This window comes from Paraburkholderia fynbosensis, from assembly GCF_902859935.1.
Classification (GTDB): domain Bacteria; phylum Pseudomonadota; class Gammaproteobacteria; order Burkholderiales; family Burkholderiaceae; genus Paraburkholderia; species Paraburkholderia fynbosensis.
The window spans coordinates 42265-59455 of record NZ_CADIKI010000001.1 but is presented as its reverse complement, the minus strand read 5'-3'; the positions used below and the strand labels follow the sequence as shown (position 1 = coordinate 59455).

The 17191-nt window shown below is 64.5% G+C and carries 16 protein-coding genes; 10 read left to right on the top strand and 6 right to left on the bottom strand.

All coding sequences use genetic code 11. From position 1 onward, the window contains the following. Window positions 1-375: 375 nt before the first annotated feature. Window positions 376-1185, bottom strand: coding sequence for a sulfite exporter TauE/SafE family protein (locus HV770_RS00280; protein ID WP_175157578.1), 810 nt, complete (start codon window positions 1183-1185; stop codon window positions 376-378). Between the two features lie 138 nt (window positions 1186-1323). Here HV770_RS00280 and HV770_RS00275 point away from each other — a divergent pair, with 138 nt between their 5' ends. Beyond that, the gene (locus tag HV770_RS00275) at window positions 1324-2208 is read left to right on the top strand and encodes a LysR family transcriptional regulator (protein ID WP_175157577.1); all 885 of its coding nucleotides are present in this window, start codon (window positions 1324-1326) and stop codon (window positions 2206-2208) included. A gap of 188 nt (window positions 2209-2396) precedes the next feature. Next, complete coding sequence (locus HV770_RS00270) at window positions 2397-3377, top strand: PDR/VanB family oxidoreductase (RefSeq protein ID WP_175157576.1); 981 nt, start codon at window positions 2397-2399, stop codon at window positions 3375-3377. A gap of 154 nt (window positions 3378-3531) precedes the next feature. Here the strand turns inward: HV770_RS00270 and catC are convergent, their stop codons facing one another. The 3 genes from catC to HV770_RS00255 all read right to left on the bottom strand — a co-directional run bounded on the left by catC (window position 3532) and on the right by HV770_RS00255 (window position 6098). After that, the gene (gene catC / locus HV770_RS00265) at window positions 3532-3822 is read right to left on the bottom strand and encodes a muconolactone Delta-isomerase (protein WP_175157575.1); all 291 of its coding nucleotides are present in this window, start codon (window positions 3820-3822) and stop codon (window positions 3532-3534) included. A gap of 172 nt (window positions 3823-3994) precedes the next feature. Then, window positions 3995-4903 (bottom strand): catechol 1,2-dioxygenase, encoded by a 909-nt coding sequence (gene catA, locus HV770_RS00260; RefSeq protein ID WP_175157574.1) that lies wholly within the window; start codon window positions 4901-4903, stop codon window positions 3995-3997. A gap of 37 nt (window positions 4904-4940) precedes the next feature. After that, window positions 4941-6098 carry a muconate/chloromuconate family cycloisomerase gene (locus HV770_RS00255; RefSeq protein WP_175157573.1) on the bottom strand — a complete coding sequence of 386 codons (1158 nt, stop codon included), beginning with the start codon at window positions 6096-6098 and terminating at the stop codon, window positions 4941-4943. Between the two features lie 267 nt (window positions 6099-6365). On the opposite strand from HV770_RS00255, the gene HV770_RS00250 reads away from it, so the two are divergent. Together HV770_RS00250 and HV770_RS00245 are read left to right on the top strand one after the other, a co-directional pair. After that, window positions 6366-8135 carry a SulP family inorganic anion transporter gene (locus tag HV770_RS00250; protein WP_175157572.1) on the top strand — a complete coding sequence of 590 codons (1770 nt, stop codon included), beginning with the start codon at window positions 6366-6368 and terminating at the stop codon, window positions 8133-8135. Window positions 8136-8277: 142 nt separating this feature from the next. Then, window positions 8278-9165, top strand: coding sequence for a LysR family transcriptional regulator (locus tag HV770_RS00245; protein ID WP_175157571.1), 888 nt, complete (start codon window positions 8278-8280; stop codon window positions 9163-9165). Window positions 9166-9178: 13 nt separating this feature from the next. On the opposite strand, the gene HV770_RS00240 is transcribed toward HV770_RS00245, so the two are convergent. Continuing rightward, window positions 9179-10099 (bottom strand): LysR family transcriptional regulator, encoded by a 921-nt coding sequence (locus HV770_RS00240; RefSeq protein WP_175158002.1) that lies wholly within the window; start codon window positions 10097-10099, stop codon window positions 9179-9181. A 105-nt stretch (window positions 10100-10204) separates the two neighbouring features. Between HV770_RS00240 and HV770_RS00235 the strand changes: the two genes are divergently transcribed. The 4 genes from HV770_RS00235 to HV770_RS00220 are packed head-to-tail and all read left to right on the top strand — an operon-like array spanning window position 10205 to window position 13791. Further along, complete coding sequence (locus tag HV770_RS00235; RefSeq protein WP_175157570.1) at window positions 10205-11488, top strand: aromatic ring-hydroxylating oxygenase subunit alpha; 1284 nt, start codon at window positions 10205-10207, stop codon at window positions 11486-11488. Beyond that, window positions 11485-11985: an aromatic-ring-hydroxylating dioxygenase subunit beta gene (locus HV770_RS00230; protein WP_175157569.1), complete on the top strand. Its 501-nt coding sequence runs from the start codon at window positions 11485-11487 to the stop codon at window positions 11983-11985. Before HV770_RS00235 ends, HV770_RS00230 begins: the two co-directional genes overlap by 4 nt. A 50-nt stretch (window positions 11986-12035) precedes the next feature. Further along, window positions 12036-12428, top strand: a complete 393-nt coding sequence (locus HV770_RS00225; protein WP_175157568.1) for a tautomerase family protein — start codon at window positions 12036-12038, stop codon at window positions 12426-12428. A 46-nt stretch (window positions 12429-12474) separates the two neighbouring features. Next, window positions 12475-13791 (top strand): MFS transporter, encoded by a 1317-nt coding sequence (locus HV770_RS00220; protein ID WP_175157567.1) that lies wholly within the window; start codon window positions 12475-12477, stop codon window positions 13789-13791. 7 nt (window positions 13792-13798) lie between these two features. Here the strand turns inward: HV770_RS00220 and HV770_RS00215 are convergent, their stop codons facing one another. Then, window positions 13799-15298 (bottom strand): PAS domain-containing sensor histidine kinase, encoded by a 1500-nt coding sequence (locus HV770_RS00215; RefSeq protein WP_175157566.1) that lies wholly within the window; start codon window positions 15296-15298, stop codon window positions 13799-13801. 237 nt (window positions 15299-15535) lie between these two features. On the opposite strand from HV770_RS00215, the gene HV770_RS00210 reads away from it, so the two are divergent. Beyond that, window positions 15536-16708, top strand: a complete 1173-nt coding sequence (locus HV770_RS00210) for an acyl-CoA dehydrogenase family protein (RefSeq protein ID WP_175157565.1) — start codon at window positions 15536-15538, stop codon at window positions 16706-16708. 90 nt (window positions 16709-16798) lie between these two features. Further along, on the top strand, window positions 16799-17185 hold the full coding sequence (locus tag HV770_RS00205) for a hypothetical protein (protein WP_121318049.1): 387 nt from the start codon (window positions 16799-16801) through the stop codon (window positions 17183-17185). Window positions 17186-17191: the final 6 nt, after the last annotated feature.

Below are 17191 nucleotides of genomic sequence, written 5' to 3'. Positions count from 1 at the left end.
TGGAATTGGCGCCGACGCGCTGTCGCGAACATTCGCGGGATTCACGTCGATGAAGCTGGATTTGCAGTGGCGCTGTCACTGGACACAATGTAGGCATGTCAGCGTGAGGGATAAAGCGGCTGACGGCGAATAGATACGTCGGTTGAACCGAACAATCGGCAATCTAGCTGCAGCGCTTGCGTGCGCATGCGTGCTCGCGAGACGATGGCGGCCCGCATTGCGCGGCCGGCCAGATGATGGCGGAAAATGAACTCAGCGCTTACGTATCAGCGCAATCTGCACGCTGACACTTGCGAGCACCGCCAGCGCACCGAGCGTATCGAGAATGACGTGTAACACGATCTCCCTCCGTTGTCCGTTCCCATTGCATTGTCATTAAACGAATGCACGCGCCATCAATTGAATGCCGAGTCCGAGCAGGCAGATGAAGAACCAGCGGCGAAAGCTCGCCGCGCTGATGAGCCCGCGCACGCGCTGGCCGATCCACATGCCGATCAGCGCCGGTGCGACGGCGGCGAGCGAGACACCCAGCTCGTCGGCAGCAAAGGCATGCTCGCTCGCGAGTCCGATGGCGAGCGCGATGGTCGACACGGTGAACGACAGTCCGAGCGCTTGCACCAGGTCCTCTTTCTTCAGCGCGAGCGACTGCAGATAAGGGACTGCCGGCACGACGAACACGCCGGTGCCCCCCGTGACCACGCCGGTGAGCGCGCCGATCGCCGGTGACAGCCAGCGCTCGTGCCGCGCCGGCACCGAGAAGCGCCACGCCAGCAAGCCGGCCGCCGCATACAGCGTCAACGCGGCGCCGAGTCCGACGGCCGCCCATGCACCGCCAGCCCCCGCAATGAACGACGCCGCCGCGAGCGTGCCGCCGACAATGCCCGCCATCATCGGCCATAAGCGCCTGAGCATCGCGCGCACGCTCGGCCCCGCGAACAGTTGCCAGACGTTCGTGACGAACGACGGCAATAGCAGCAAGGCGGCCGCCTGAGCGGGCAGCATCAGCGTGCCGAGCACGCCCATTGCGACGGTGGGCAGGCCCATGCCGGTCACGCCTTTTACGAAACCGGCCACGACGAAGGTCGCGGCGATCACGCTGGCATGCAGCGCAATCGAACCCGTAAACGGACTCGAAAACGGACTCGAAAACGGACCTGAAAACAAACTTGCGAACCAAGAGATCATCGGCCGATTTTTATTGAAGTGATGTGAGCGATTTTCAATCCCGGCCGCGCAGTCCACAATGCGTAAGATACGTATCGTGACTTAGGCTGAGACTAAGGCTCGATTCCCTCCAGCGTCTCCTGCTCAAACTACACGCTCATGCGCTTTGACCTCATCGATCTCCGGCTCTTCCTGTATGTACTCGACACCGGCAGCATCACGCACGGCGCCGCGCGCGCGAACATGTCGCTGCCCTCGGCCAGCGCCCGGCTGCGCGGCATGGAGGACGCGCTTGGCATGCCGCTGCTCGAACGCGGCCGCCGCGGTGTCGAATCCACGCCGACTGGCGATACGCTCGCGCATCATGCGCGGCTCGTGCTCGGGCAGATCGAAAGGATGCAGGGTGAGCTGGGCGAGCATCAGGAGGGGCGCAAGGCCTGCATCCGCCTGTGGACCAATACCGCCGCCATCACCGAGTTCCTGCCTTCGGCGATCGGCCTCTTTTTGCGCAATCACCCGAACGTGCAGATCGATCTGAAGGAGCGTCAAAGCAGCGAGACAGTCAAGGCCGTGCTCACCGGCGCCGCGGAGATCGGCATCATTTCCGATGCGGTCGAACATGGCGCACTGCAGACGTTTGCGTTTGCCGTCGACAAGCTCGTGCTGATCACGAGCCGCGACGACCCGCTCGCGACGCGCCGGCGTGCCGCGCTCGCGGAGGTGGCCGCGCGCGAATTCATCGGTCTCAGTGCGGACAGCGCATTGCACGCGTATCTCGGCGAGCGCGCTTTGCTGGCCGGTCGGCCTTTAATCTATCGTGCGCACATGCGCACATTCGACGGCATCTGCTGCATGGTCGAACAGGGTGCGGGGGTCGGCATCGTGCCGGCCACGGCGGCGCGGCGCTATCGCGGCACGCCGGGCATTCGCACGATCGAGCTGGCCGAGAGCTGGGCCTCGCGCCAGTTGCTGGTCTGCATGCGCGAGCTGAACGCGATGTCGCGGCTGGAAAAGGCTCTGGTGCGGCATCTGGCTGGGATCTAGCGTTTCGGACGGGGTTTGGCCAATCGCGTTGATATCAGCCACATTTATCCGGTTGGCCATTTTTAATCGATTTGCCTGATTCGACCTAGGTTCTTATTCTTGACGCACGACCGCATGCAACCCATGCGCGCGGCGCCCGCACTGCTCACGACAGTGCGCCTTGCAGCGTTATTTCTTGTCGGCAAATCATGGAAAGAACCACCTTTAACGTACGTGTCGAGAGCGTGCGTGACGAAGCGCACGGCGTGCGCTCGTTCAGCGTCTCGCGTCTGGATGGCCAGCCGTTCGACCACTACGAACCCGGCGCGCACATCGACGTCGTCGGCCCGTCCGGGCTCACGCGGCAATATTCGTTGTGCGGCGACCCCGATCAGCGCGACGCGCATCTGTTTGCGGTGAAACGCGAAGACGCTTCGCGCGGCGGCTCGCGTGCGTTGCATGACGAGGTCACGGTCGGCAGCGAACTGACGATCGGCGCGCCGCGCAACCTGTTCCAGCTTGCGCCCGGCGCCGACGAACATATTCTGGTCGCCGCGGGCATCGGCGTGACGCCGTTGTTGAGCATGGCCTACCGGTTGCTGAAGCAGCGGCAGCGCTTCACGCTGCACTATTTCGCGCGCAGTGCGGAGCATGCGGCGTTCTTGCCGTTGCTCTCGCGCTCGCCGTTCAGCGATCACGTGAAGTTTCACTTCGGCGTAGCGCACGAGCAGCTCGATGCGGTGCTCGGCGATTGTCTGCAAGGCTCGCGTGACGGCACGCATATCTATACCTGCGGGCCCGCGCCTTTCATGGATCGCGTGGTGGCGATCGGCGAAACGCGCGTCGCGCCACACGCAATTCACCTGGAACGTTTTGCGGCGGAGCCGGCTTCCACCGCCGTGAGCGGTGAAGCGGCGTCGCTCGACGCGTTCGACGTGCGGATCGCCAGCAGCGGCGCGACCGTGCGCGTCGACAAGGACACGACCATCGTGGCGGCGCTGGCGTCGATCGGCATCGAAGTGGACACGTCGTGTGGCGAGGGCGTCTGTGGCACCTGCATGATCGACGTGGTGAGCGGCACGCCCGAGCATCGCGACCATTGTCTGAGCAAAGCGGAACGCGCGAGCGGCAAGGTGATCTGCTGCTGTGTGTCGCGCGCGACGTCGCCGGTACTGGTGCTGGATCTTTGAGGTGTTGCGGTCTTGCGCGTGGCGCGCGAAGACCGCATAACCGCATGGTCTGCATTGCGCCATTGCTTGACAGCGGCTTCATGCAATTGCAAAAGGTGCGGCCTTCGCAGCACCTTCCTGAGGCCGGTCTCTCCCTGCTTGTCTTCCTCGACGCTTACCGGTCGTCGTCGCGAATCGACGACGCGTGCCGGCACAGCGCGCGCACTTCGACATCCATATACGGAAACAGCGGCAACTGGCTCAGCACGTCATGCAGATGCGCGGGGCTTTCCACATCGAACACGCTGATATTCGCGTAGCGCCCGGCAATGCGCCATAGGTGCCGCCATACGCCTTCCTGCTGAAGTCGTTGCGACATCGCCTTTTCGTCGGCCTTCAGACGCGCGGCGCGTTCCGCATCCATGTCCTGCGGCAGATTGACGGTCATCTCGACGTGAAACAACATGCTTGTTCTCCTCGGCTAATCGATACCGTGCTCGACGGGTGATCGATACATGATCAATAGGATGATCGGTAATGAAAGACCCTGGCTGACACGGCAAGCCACACGCCGTGCCAGCCAGGGTCGACTGATTCCTGCACGACGTTCAGGCGTCTTCTCTCAAAACGCCGGCGCGTCAAGCCTCGGCGCGCACCCGCTCCACTTCGGCGCCCGGCAGATTGTCGCGTTCGTTAAACAGCGTGAAGTCGAAATCGATCAGGGCGAAGTTGCCTTCCACGCCGTACGGTTTCCCGTCGGCGCCTTCGGCCTGCTTGAGCGCGGGCACGAGGCCGTCGCGCGTCGCAAAAGCGAAGTCGTCCCACAGATACGGATCGCCGTCGATGTTGATCTGCGTCGTCAGCTTGCGGCAACCCGGCGCGGAAACGAAGAAGTGGATATGCGCCGGACGATGCCCGTGACGCCCGAGCTGATCGAGCAGCAATTGCGTCTGACCTTGCGGCGGCACGCTATAGCCGACCGGCACGACGCTGCGGAAGCTGTATTTGCCTTCGGCATCGGTGCGGATCGAGCGGCGCAGGTTGAACGCCGGCTGCGATTTGTCGAAGTACGAGTAATTGCCGAGATGGTTCGCATGCCACACTTCGACCAGCGCATTCGCGAGCGGCTGGCCGTCCTCGCCGAGCACGCGGCCGCGCATCACGAGCGTCTGCCCCGGATCGGTGCCGTCGTCGAGCCGCGCATGGCCGACGGACTCCGGCGCGCCCGCGACATACAACGGACCTTCGATCGTGCGCGGGGTGCCGCCTTCGATTCCGGCCTTCGCTTCCGCTTCGTCCAGACGCAGATCGAGAAAATGTTCGAACCCGAGACCCGCTGCCAGCAAGCCCAGCTCGCCGCTCTTGCCGGCGTCGCCGAGATAGTTCAGCGCGGTCCAGAATTCGTCGGGCTGCACGTCGAGATCTTCGATCGTATAGAACAGGTCCTGCACGATCCGGTTCACGATCTGCCTGGTGCGCGGATTACCTTCGCTGGTGGCGCTGTCGTTGATCTTTTTCAGCAACGTATCGATGGCTTGTTTGTTCATGGGGTATCTCCTTGGTTTGATATTCTGGATCGCTAAATTACTTCGCGGTAACGCTCGCGCCTTTGCGCGTGTCGCGCCGCAGACGGTCGATCTTCTCCCAGTCGAGCGAGATGCCGAGACCCGGACCCTGCGGCAGGTGCAGCGCAAAATTTTCGTAGCGCAGCGGCTCGGTGAGAATTTCTTCGGTCAACAGCAGCGGGCCGAACAGTTCGGTGCCCCACTTCAATTCGCCGAAGGTACTGAAGAGTTGCGCCGACGCGATCGTGCCCACCGCGCCTTCGAGCATCGTGCCGCCATACAGGTCGATATGCGCGGCCGCCGCAATCGCGGCCACCTGCGCGGCGCCGCTCAAGCCGCCCGATTGCGCGATCTTCACCGCGAAGACATCAGCGGCGCGCGCGCTCGCAAGCGCGAATGCATCCGCCGGGCCGTGCAGCGCTTCGTCGGCCATGATCGGCACCTGGGCGAGATCGGTCAGGCGCTTGAGGCCCGCGCGGTTCTCGGCGGCGATCGGCTGTTCGATCAGCGCGACGCCGGCGTCGGCGAAACGGCGGCCCGCCCAGATCGCCTCCGATTCGGTCCATGCCTGGTTCACGTCGACCCGCACTTCACCGCGTCCTTCGAGCGCTTTCCCGATCGCGACCACATGCGCGACGTCGTCGGCCACCGCGCGCGAACCGATCTTCAGCTTGAACACACGATGGCGTTTTGTCTCGTACACGTGCTCGGCTTCGTCGATATCACGGTTCGTGTCGCCGCTCGCGAGCGTCCATGCGACATCCACCGATTCGCGTACGCGGCCGCCGAACAACTCCGACAACGGCACGCCCACGCGTTGCGCCTGCGCGTCGAACAACGCGGTTTCGAGCGCGGACTTCGCAAAGCGGTTGCCTTGAAACAGTTCGCGCAGTGTCGCCATCGCGGCGCCGGGGCGGGTTGCGTCCATGCCTTTGAGCAACGGCGCGAAATACGTGTCGATGTTGACCTTGATGCTCTCCGGGCTCTCCTCGCCATACGCGAGGCCACCGATCGTGGTGCCCTCGCCCACGCCGACCACGCCGTCCGCGCAACGGATGCGCACCAGCACGAGCGTCTGGCAGTTCATCGTTGCGACCGAGAGGCGGTGCGCACGGATCGTCGGTACGTCGACGAGAATCGTCTCCACGCTCTCGATCTTCACGGGTGTTGCTGTCATTCGTTGCCCTCCTGGACGGCCTTAATCGGGAGCCCCATATTAGAAACAAACCCGCAAAGCAGTCCAACACCCATTCAGACTATTTGCATACTCTGGCGGTATGGAAGGCGGAACGGATTCGAACGATGTGACGCAGCTCACGGCAGGCCCAGCACACGAACCCTCTACTACCTTCGGCGGCTGTGCACTATTCTTTCAGATAGATAACGAAAGGCGACGTCCATCCCTCTCATGCGCAACCGCGCTTAGACGGTAAATAGCCAACTCATGCTATCCGACCCATCCACTGCCGCTGCCGGGCATCCCGCGAACCGCGCGCAAGGATGGCTGCGCTGGCTCCCCGGACTCGTGATGCTGAAGGGGTATCAGATCAGCCGGCTGCCGAAGGACGTGGCGGCGGGACTCGTCCTGACGACGATGCTGGTGCCGGTCGGCATCGCCTATGCGGAGGCGTCCGGCGTCCCTGGTGTCGTCGGTCTGTACGCGACGATCGTTCCGCTGCTCGCCTATGCGCTCTTCGGTCCGAGCCGGATTCTCGTCGTGGGTCCGGACTCCGCGCTCGCGGCGCCGATCCTCGCGGTCGTCGTGACGCTGGCCATGGGCGATCCGTCGCGCGCGATGGCGGTGGCCAGTATGCTGGCGATCGTCTCCGGCGTGTTCTGCATCGTCATGGGACTGCTGCACCTCGGCTTCATCACCGAACTGCTGTCCAAGCCCATTCGATACGGCTATATGAACGGCATCGCGATTACCGTCCTGATCAGCCAGTTGCCGCGGCTCTTCGGCGTCTCCGGCAACGGCAACGGTTCTCTGGCCATCCTGTTGAACCTGACACACGCCATCGTCGCCGGGCAAACCAACTGGTACAGCCTCGCGGTCGGTGCGGGCAGTCTCGCCCTGGTCCTGCTGCTCAAACGTTTCGACAAGCTGCCCGGCATTCTGATCGCCGTGGTGCTGGCGACGCTATGCGTCTACCTGTTCGAACTCGACAGCGCCGGCGTCAAAGTGCTCGGCAAAATCCCGCAAGGCTTGCCCGCTTTCGTCCTGCCATGGGCCAGCGGCGCCGACCCGGTCAAGATCCTGCTCGGCGGATGCGCCGTGGCGTTGATCTCGTTTGCCGACACCAGCGTGCTGTCGCGCACCTTCGCCGCACGGCTTCACAGTCGCGTCGATCCGAATCAGGAGATGGTGGGCCTCGGTGCGGCCAACCTCGCGGCAGGTTTTTTCCAGGGGTTTCCGATCAGCAGCAGCGCCTCGCGCACGCCAGTGGCCGAAGCGGCGGGCGCGCGCACGCAAGTGACCGGCGTCGTCGGCGCGCTGGCCGTCGCTGCGCTGCTGCTGGCGGCGCCCAATCTGATGCGCTATCTGCCCAACAGCGCGCTTGCCGCGGTCGTGATTGCCGCAGCGCTCGGCCTGTTCGAAGTGACGGACCTCAAGCGCATCTATCGCATCCAGCAGTGGGAGTTCTGGCTCTCGCTCGCGTGCTTCGCCGGCGTCGCGGTATTCGGCGCGATTCCTGGCATCTGTCTCGCGGTGGCGATCGCGATCATCGAATTTCTCTGGGACGGCTGGCGGCCTCATTACGCGGTTCTCGGTCACGTGGACGGTTTGCGCGGATACCATGACATCAAGCGCTATCCGCATGCCGCGCGGCCCGCGGGGCTTCTGCTGTTTCGCTGGGATGCGCCGCTGTTTTTCGCCAACGCGGAGCTGTTTCAGGATCGGCTTCTGGAAGCGGTCGACGCCTATCCTTCGCCGGTTCGCCGGGTCGTCGTCGCGGCGGAGCCGGTGACGAGCGTCGACGTCACTTCGGCCGACATGCTGCGGGAACTGAGCCGGATTCTCGGCGAGCGCGGCATCAGGCTGCATTTCGCCGAGATGAAGGATCCGGTGCGCGACAAGCTGATCCGCTTCGAGCTGACGGATGTGATTGGCGAGCGCCACTTCCATCCCACGGTGGGCAGTGCGGTCGACGACTACCTGAAGGAATCCGGCGCCGCCACAGATGAACATGGCACGGGGCCGCAGCGGCCATGAGCGGCGTACCTGGCCGCTCATGACATACGCGAACGTTGACCATACCCGCCCGCCTGAACTAACCTGCGCCTTCGCCGCACGGGCTGTGACGTGCTCGGGAACGTTCGAGATCAATAAGAAAACCAGTACCTTAGGGGTCTGCATGGAACTTCGCCAACTCCGCTATTTCATCGCGGTTGCGGAAGAAATGAACATCACGCGGGCCGCCAGTCGCCTGCACATGACGCAGCCGCCGCTAAGCCGGCAGATTCAGCAGATCGAGGAAAGTGTCGGCCTGCCGCTGTTCGAACGCGGGTCGCGGCCGCTGCGTCTGACCGAAGCCGGCCGCATCTTCTACACGCAGGCGAAGCGCCTCGTCGACGAAGCCGACGAACTCGCGCCGCTCACGCGCCGGCTCGCGCAACTGGCCGAGCGCATCGTGATCGGCTTCGTCCCCTCCACGCTGTACGGCGCGCTGCCCGCCGTGATCCGCGCGTTTCGCGAGGCCGCGCCGCATATCGAGTTGTCGCTGATAGAGATGTTCACGATCGAGCAACTGGCCGCGCTCAAAGGCGGCCGTATCGACGTCGGCTTCGGCCGCCTGCGTTTCGACGACGCGCAACTGGCGCGCGAGGTGCTCGTCGAAGAACGGATGATTGCGGCGCTGCCGCAAGACCATCCGCTTGCGCGGCAAAAGAAGCCGCTGACCCTCGCCGCGCTCGCCCAGGAAACGTTGATCGTCTATCCGAGCACGCCGCGGCCGAGCTATGCCGACCAGCAGCTCTCGGCGCTGCACGATCACGCGCTGGAGCCGAAGGCGATTCACGAAGTGCGGGAATTGCAGACCGCGCTCGGTCTGGTCGCGGCGCAAGTAGGCGTATGCCTCGTGCCGGAAAGCGTGGAAGGTTTGCGCGCGCATGGCGTCGTGTACCGGCCGGTTCCGGCGGCCAGCATCGCCTCGCCGATCATCATGAGCCGCCGTTTGCAGGACGAATCACCCGCCACCACGCTGATGTGTTCGCTCGCGCGCGGGCTCTTCAAACGGACGTGATGCCGCAACGGCGTCAGAGCTCGTCGAAGCGCCGCACGATGTCCGCCATCAGGGTGCGCAGCCACACGTTGCCCTCGTCCTGGTCGAAATGCTCGTGCCAATGCATCGTGACCGCCGCGACCGGCAGGCTCACCGGCAACTCGTAGATCTGAAAGCCGCCGCCGCGGTTGAAAATCTGCGCGAGGCGGCGCGGCAGCGTCGCGAACAGATCGGTCACGGCGAGCACGCTCGGCAGCGCGACGAAATGCGGTAGTTCCAGCGCGATATGACGCCCGACACCTTGGGCGCGGAACTCGTCGTCGAGCGCATGATGGCTGTGCTCGACCGACGTGATCTGCACGTGCGAGGCCTCCAGAAACGCCTTCAGACCCAGCTCCTTCGCGCGCGGCAAGCCGCGCCGCTTGCGCGTCATGCATACATAGGTTTCCTCGAACAATGCCTGATGGCGCGTGCGCGCGGTCAGCGTGGGCAGATTGCCGATGGCGAAATCGAGCCGGCTCGAGCGCAACGCGTCTTCGATTTCTTCGACCGGCAACGGCTCGATGCGCAATCTCACGCGCGGCGCCTGCTGGTGCACGACTTCGCAGATCGGCGGCAGATAGGCCAGTTCACCCGCGTCCGAGAGCGACAGCCGGAACGTGCGCGTGCTCACCGCCGGATCGAAATGCTCTGCGTAACGCAGCGCCTCGCGCACCGTGTCGAGCGCGCGCGACACGATCGCCGACAACTCGAGCGCGATCGGCGTCGGCTGCATGCCGACGCGCGTGCGGATGAACAGCGGATCGTCGAACAGCGTGCGCAAGCGCCCCAGCGAATAACTGATGGCCGGCTGTGACAGCGCGAGCCGCTGACCGGCCCGCGTGAGACTGCGCTCTTCGACGATCGCCTGAAAAACGCGCAGCAGGTTGAGGTCGACGTGGTCCAGCGAATTCATCGAGATATCCATGCGGTTGATCTTAGTTTTCATTTTAGATCAATTTGACGCATATCAGTCACTCGGCGAGACTTTGCTCATCGACCACACCCCCACTACACCGTCATGAGCGAATCCTCATATCAGACCGTCGATGCGAGCGCGCTGTACCAGCGCGCGCAGTCCGACCGCGTGGCCCCGTCGCTGTACTACGACCCGGCGGTCTTTGAAACCGAACTCGAGCGCATTTTCTACAAGACGTGGATCTGGGTCGCGCACGAGAGCGAACTGCCGAACCCCGGCGACTTCCGCACCACGACGATCGGCCGCCAGCCGGTGATCGTCGTGCGCGACAAGAGCGGCGCAGTCAACGTGCTACAGAACCGCTGCCGGCATCGCGGTGCCACCGTGTGCGAACAGCACAAGGGCAACGCGAAAGGCTTCACGTGCCCGTATCACAGTTGGACCTACGGCCTCGACGGCGCCTTGCGCGCACTGCCGTATGGCGACGGCTATGAAGGCGTGATCGACAAGACGGAGTTGCCGCTTGCCCGCCTGCGTGTGGGAATCTATCAAGGTTTGATATTTGCGAGCTTCAATCAGGAGATCGAGCCGCTCGAAGATTTTCTCGGCGGCGCGAAACCCTGGATCGATCTGTTCATGAAGCAGGGCGCGGGCTATCCGATCAAGGCCAACGGCGAACACCGTTTCCGCTTCAACGGCAACTGGAAGATTCAGCTCGAGAACACCACGGACCTCTATCACTTCCCGGTAGTCCACAAATCGTGGATGAAATCGATCGACGATGAAACTGCCGCCGCGATCACCAGTTTCATGACCAGCGACGATGCGTTCTGCCGCTCGCTCGGCAACGGCCATAGCCTCGCGGTACTGGTGCCCGAACTCGTCGATCTGGACAAGGATGATGGCGCGCCGATCCCCGAGCGCTTCGAGGCGCTCGCCGCGTCGCTCGGCAAAGATCACGCGCCCGAGGAGGTGCGCCGCATCGTGCGCTCGCTGATGGGCGTCGGCTTCAACCTGAACCTGTTTCCGAATCTCGCGTTGTCGATGGCGTTTTTCCGCGTGCTGCGGCCCATCTCCGCGCACGAAACCGAAATTCGTCACGTCGCGCTCGCGATGGATGGCGGCCCGGACGAAGCGAACCGTGTGCGTCTGCGTATTCACGAACACTTCCAGGGCCCGTTCGGTTTCGGCAGCCCCGACGACGCCGAAGCCTGGGAGCGCGTGCAGCGCGGCTCGCACGCCGGCCCCGATCTGCCGATCCTCGTGAACCGCGGCCTGAATCGCGAGCACACTGCGCCGAACGGCGAAAAGACCGCACACGCCACCGACGAAACCGGCATGCGCGCAGCGTACGCGCAATGGCGCACGATGATGGAGCAAGCATGATGGACGACCGCAACACCCTGTTCTCGCAGAAGATCTTCGCCGACGCGATCGAACTCATCTGGCGCGAAGCCGAACTGCTCGATCGCAAGGACTATCGCGAATGGCTGACGCTGTGGGACCCGGCGGGCTTCTACGTGGTGCCGATCGAGCCCGACGCCACCGACTTCGCCGCCACGCTGAATTACGCGTATGACGATCAGGACATGCGCGAAAAACGCGTGCAACGGATGACGTCCGGCTATTCGGCGTCGGCGAGCGACGCCGCGCGCACCGTGCGCACGGTCTCGCGCTTCACGCTCACGAGCGACGCCAGCGATGAAGTCACGGTGAACTCGGCGCAAGTGACCGTCGCGTACAAACGCGGCAAGGCGACGCTGTTCGCGGCGGACCTCACGCATCGGATCGGCTTCGCGAGCGGCGAGCCGCGCATCGTTCAGAAGGTGATCCGTCTGATCGATTCGACCGACGCGTTGAGCGCGATCGGCTTCCTGCTGTGATCGCCAAACCGTGATCGGCGAACCTGCGAACCCGTGAGCGTAGCGAAACGATGCCTACACTAGAAGTCTATCTACCGGCTGGACACGCGCCGGCGCGCAAGGCGCAACTGATCGCGAGTCTCACGCAGGCCACGGTCGACGCGATCGGCGCGCCTGCCGAAGCGGTGCGGATTCTGCTGAGCGAATTGCCGCCGCACGACATCGGCGTAGGCGGCGTCAGCGCGAGCAACGCCCCTGATGCACGCACCGCACTGCCAAGCATCATTGCGATTCTGATAGCTGGCCGCACGCCCGCGCAAAAGGCCGCATTGATCGCCGCGCTCAGCGAGAGCGCCGCGAACCTGCTCGATGCGCCACTGGCGGCCGCCCGCGTGATGATCAAGGACATACCGGCTACCGACTTCGGCATCGGCGGCCAGAGCGCGAAGTCACTCGGGCGCTAGCGCCCTTTCCCGCCCCCACGATACCGCGACAATAGCGAGCACGACGATGCAAAACGATACGTTTTCCCCCACGGCCGGATCGCCTCCCGCGTCCGCGATGCCGGCTACTTCGCGGACCTTGCGGCGAATCATCGTCGCCTCCGTGATCGGCAATGCGCTCGAATGGTACGACTTCTTTCTGTACGGCACGGCCGCCGCGCTGATCTTCGGGCCGCTGTTTTTCCCGCTGCACGGCGATCCGCTGCTCGGCACGCTCGCCGCATTCGCGGGCTTCGCGATCGGCTTTCTCGCGCGGCCGCTGGGCGGCGTCGTGTTCGGCCACATCGGCGATCGGCATGGGCGCAAAGGCGCGCTGGTCGTCACGCTGATGATGATGGGCATGGCGACCTTCGGCATCGGCCTCTTACCGACGTTCTCGCAGGTCGGCTTTCTCGCGCCCGTCGCACTCGTGTGTCTGCGGATCGTGCAAGGCATCGCGTCCGGCGGCGAATGGGGCGGCGGTGTGCTGCTGATCAGCGAAAGCGCACCGGCCAACCGGCGCGGCTACTACGCGTCGTTCAGTCAATTGGGCGTGGCCGGCGGTTTCGTGCTGTCGGCGGCGGCGTTCTATCTGGTGCAGCGGCTGCCGCTCGAAAGCTTCATGTCGTGGGGTTGGCGCGTGCCGTTTCTCGCGAGCGTGCTGATCTTCGGTGTCGGTGTGTATATTCGCCGGCGCTTGCCCGAAAGCCGCGACTTCGCCGCCGCCAAACCGAAGCACATGCCGGTGCTGACCGTGCTGCGCAATCATCCGAAGCAGGTGTTGCAGGCGATGGGGCTGCGCGTCGCGGAAAACGGCGGCACGTATATCTTTCTGTCGTTCGTGCTGGTGTATGGCAAGAGTGTCGGCGTGCCGGTTTCGGTGATGCTCGGCGGCGTGATGATCGCGATGCTGCTCGAACTCGTGACGATCGTGCTGTGGGGCCGGCTCTCGGACGTGATCGGGCGGCGCCCCGTGTATATGATCGGCGCACTCGGCCTCGTGGTGATCGCGTTTCCGGCCTTCTGGCTGATCGACACGCATCAGCCGCTCTATGTTTTCCTGTCGCTCGCGCTGGGCCTGCCGTTCTGCCACGCCGCGATGATCGGCACGCAGCCCGCGCTGATGGGCGAACTGTTCCCGACCGAAGTGCGCTACTCGGGCATGGCGCTCGGCCACGAAATCGCGTCGGTGTTCTCCGGCGGACTCGCGCCGCTGGTCGCGACCGCACTGTATGCGCAGGTCCGGGCGCCGTGGCCCGTTGCGTTGATGCTGATCGGCTTCGGCCTGATTACCGCGCTGACGCTCATGACCATTCCGAAGAACACGCACGCCACGCATGGTTAAGCCGCGCTCAGGCGGCTGGCGCAAGCGCGAACGGCAATGTGAAGCTGCATTCGAGTCCGCCGTGCGGCGCCGGCTTCGCCCAGATCTCGCCGCCGTGCCGCGTGACGATGTTCTTGCACAGCGACAGGCCGATGCCGTTGCCACCCGCTTTCGACGACGAGAAGCCGTCGAAGAGGCGCCCATACGCATCGGCGGACACACCGGGCCCGTTGTCGATCACCTGGACCAGTGCGTGTTTGCCGCGCAGTTGAGTGACAAGGCGCAATTCGCTCTTTCGCGGCGGTGTCGGGGCCGCCTGCGTGCCTTGGCCCAGCGCGTCGATCGCATTGAACGCGAGATTGAGCAGCACCTGGCCGATCAGCACGCGCTCGACATACACCGGCAACGGCTCGCTCGCCTGATCGATCGTGACCGTCACGCCCGCTTCGCGCGCGCGCAATTCGATGAAGTAAGCGGCGTCCGCGAGCACCTCGCGCAAGTCCGCGTGCGTTTCGCTCGGCTCGCGCCTCGCGATGTAATCGCGCACGCTGCGGATGATCAACGCCGCGTGCTCCGCCTGACGATCGGCGCTTCGCAGCCCCCACACGGCATCGTCGAGCGAACCAGGTTGCGCGAGACGGCGAATCGCCCCTTCGATGAAGTTGCGCACCGCCGCGAGCGGCTGGCTCAACTCATGAGCGATCGCGGTCGCCATCTCGCCCATGGCGTTGTAACGCCCCGCATATTCGAGCAGACGCGCTTCGTTGCGGCGTGCCTCTTCGAGCGCGACCTCGTCGGTCACGTCGCGAAAGTGCAGCAGGCGGCCATTGAGGTCGTCTTCGATCTCGATGCGCCGGCACGTAATGCGCAGCCAGCCCGGCGTGCCGTCGCGGCGCGTAATCCGGTAACGCTGCGGCGCCGACGGCTGGATGCGCGGCGCGGCAGCGAGCTGCGCGAGCAGACGGTCGCGATCCGCCGCGCTGCAATAGTCGAGCAGGTCGCCCATCGGCGCGCCTTCTTCGAGACCGAGCACGCGCCGTCCGGACTCGCTGACGAATTCCACGACGCCTGCGGGCGTCAGCACCGCGACGCCTTCGCCGAGATCCTGCATGAATTCGCGCAGCCGCGATTCGTAGCGCCGCAACGTCTGCTTGAGCGTGTCCTCCGCGCTGATGTCGCGGAACTGCACCATCACGACCGGGCGCCCGGCGAGCGGCACATAGGTGGCAATTGCTTCGGACAACATATCGGCGCCGCTGCGCGAACGGTAGCACCACTCGTAGACCTGCGGGCCCTCGGTGATCGACCGGTCCATCGCGCCCACGCCGATCTCGCGCCGGTACTTCGGCACCGGGCGCGTCATGTCCTTCGCTTTAAGCGGCAACAGTTCGTCGAGCGTGAAGCCGAGCGCCTCGCACGCCGCGCGATTGGCCCACACGATCGCCTTGGTCTCGGCGTCGTGCAGCAGCACGCACAGCGTCAGCGCGTCGAGCAGGCGGTGAAAATCGGCTTCGGCGGGGAAATTCATCGGGCGTGGCGGCACACAGGTTCAATCGGGTCTGTGCAGAAACATAACACCAGTACCCGCAATCCGTATCTGAAGATTTCTTTAGACGCCCCCGGCACGTTACCTAAAAGCGCGCCCCGCATCCCAATTGAAGCGTTCTTTTTGCGTTCCTAGACTGGCCTCACCGTGCACGGCGCGTCGTTTTCGACCACACCGTGCGCCCTATTCCCGTCGATATCGAATCAAGGAGAAGCCCCCATGTCCGCCACCGCCATCGCCGTCGAGTCCGCCCCCTGCCCCGCGTCGATGAGCGCGCGCCTGCCGCTCGCCGACGTGATCGCCGAGATCGCCGCGCGCCGCGACGAATTCGACCGGCTTTCGCATGTGCCGCGCGACGTGATCGCCAGCCTCAAGCGCGCGGGCATCTATCGGGCGGCCACGCCGCGGCGCTTCGGCGGCGATGCGCTCGCGCCCACCGCGTTTCTCGACATGATCGAACGGATTGCGGCGGCCGATGGTTCGGCCGCGTGGGTCGCGAGCTTCGGCTCGGCCAATGTCTATCTGGCAGCACTACCGCTTCAGACCCAGGCGCAGATTTACGCCGACGGACCCGACCAGGTGTTCGCGGGCGGCCTCTTTCCGGTGCAATCCGCGCAGCCAGCGGACGGCGGCTGGCGCGTGAACGGCACGTGGAAATTCGCGAGCGGCTGCAAGGGTGCGGACTGGCTCGGTGTGGGCATCGGCACCGGCGGCGCGGGCGCACCCGGCAAACCACGCACAGCCGTGTTCCGTGCACATCAGGTGGAGATCGTCGAGAACTGGGATGTAGTCGGCATGCAAGGCACCGGCAGCCACGACCTGCGCGTGCACGACCAGTTCGTCGCCGATGCGTGGACCTTCGTGCGCGGCGGCGAACCGTGCGTGGACGAACCGCTGTATCGCTACCCGACCATCGCCTATGCGGCGCAGGTGCTCGCCGTGGTCAACCTTGGGCTGGCCCGCGCCGCGCTCGATGTCGCCAATCAGATGGCGGGCGGGCGCAAGACCACGACCGGCGCGCCGCAACTCGCCGACCGCGCGTACTACCGCATCGAACTCGCGAAAGCCGAGGCGCAATTGCGTTCGGCCCGCGCGTTCTTCTACGACACCACCGATCAGGTCTGGCAATCGATCCTCGCCGGCACACCCGTCACCGCCGATCAGGTCAGCCTGCTGCGTCTTGCGGCCACGCAGATCGCGCGCGAAGGCGCCGAGGTCGTGCAGCGCGCATACCGGCTCGGCGGCACGATGGCGATCTATCGCTCGCATCCGTTACAGCGGCTGTTGCGCGACTCGATGGTCGTCACGCAGCACGCGTTTCTGGGTGAGGGCAACTATGACGGCGCCGGTGCGGTGTTCGTCGGCGTGCCGCCGATTGCCGGCTATCTCTGAGCGGCCTGCGGGACCCGGCGCGCTGCGTGAAGTGACCCGAGCACTTTTTGCTTTGCCTCTGTTCACACGTTTTTCAAGGAGAACCTACTCATGTCCAACTCGACCGGCAATCCGGCGCTGCCGCTACGCGTTCTGTTCTGCTGCGGCGTCACGCAGAATTTCTTCGATCTGCCCCGCGAGCAGATCGGCACGGTGTGGCAGGCCTACGGCAAGATGCTGGCCGCGATCGAAGCGATGGAAGGCGTCGAGGTGCTCGGCATCATGGACGATGACCGCCTCACCGTCGGCCACGCGGACAACTCGCCGTGGACCTTCTACATCATGGCCGACGTGCGCGACTTCGACACGACGGTCGCCGTGTGCAATCTGTATCGCACGACGCCGGTCGGCGAATACAATCTGTGGCGCTACGGCAAGATCGAAGCGCGCGTCGGACGCGCGTTGCAAGTGCCGCCGCAGCACGCGAACGCATCGTGAACATGA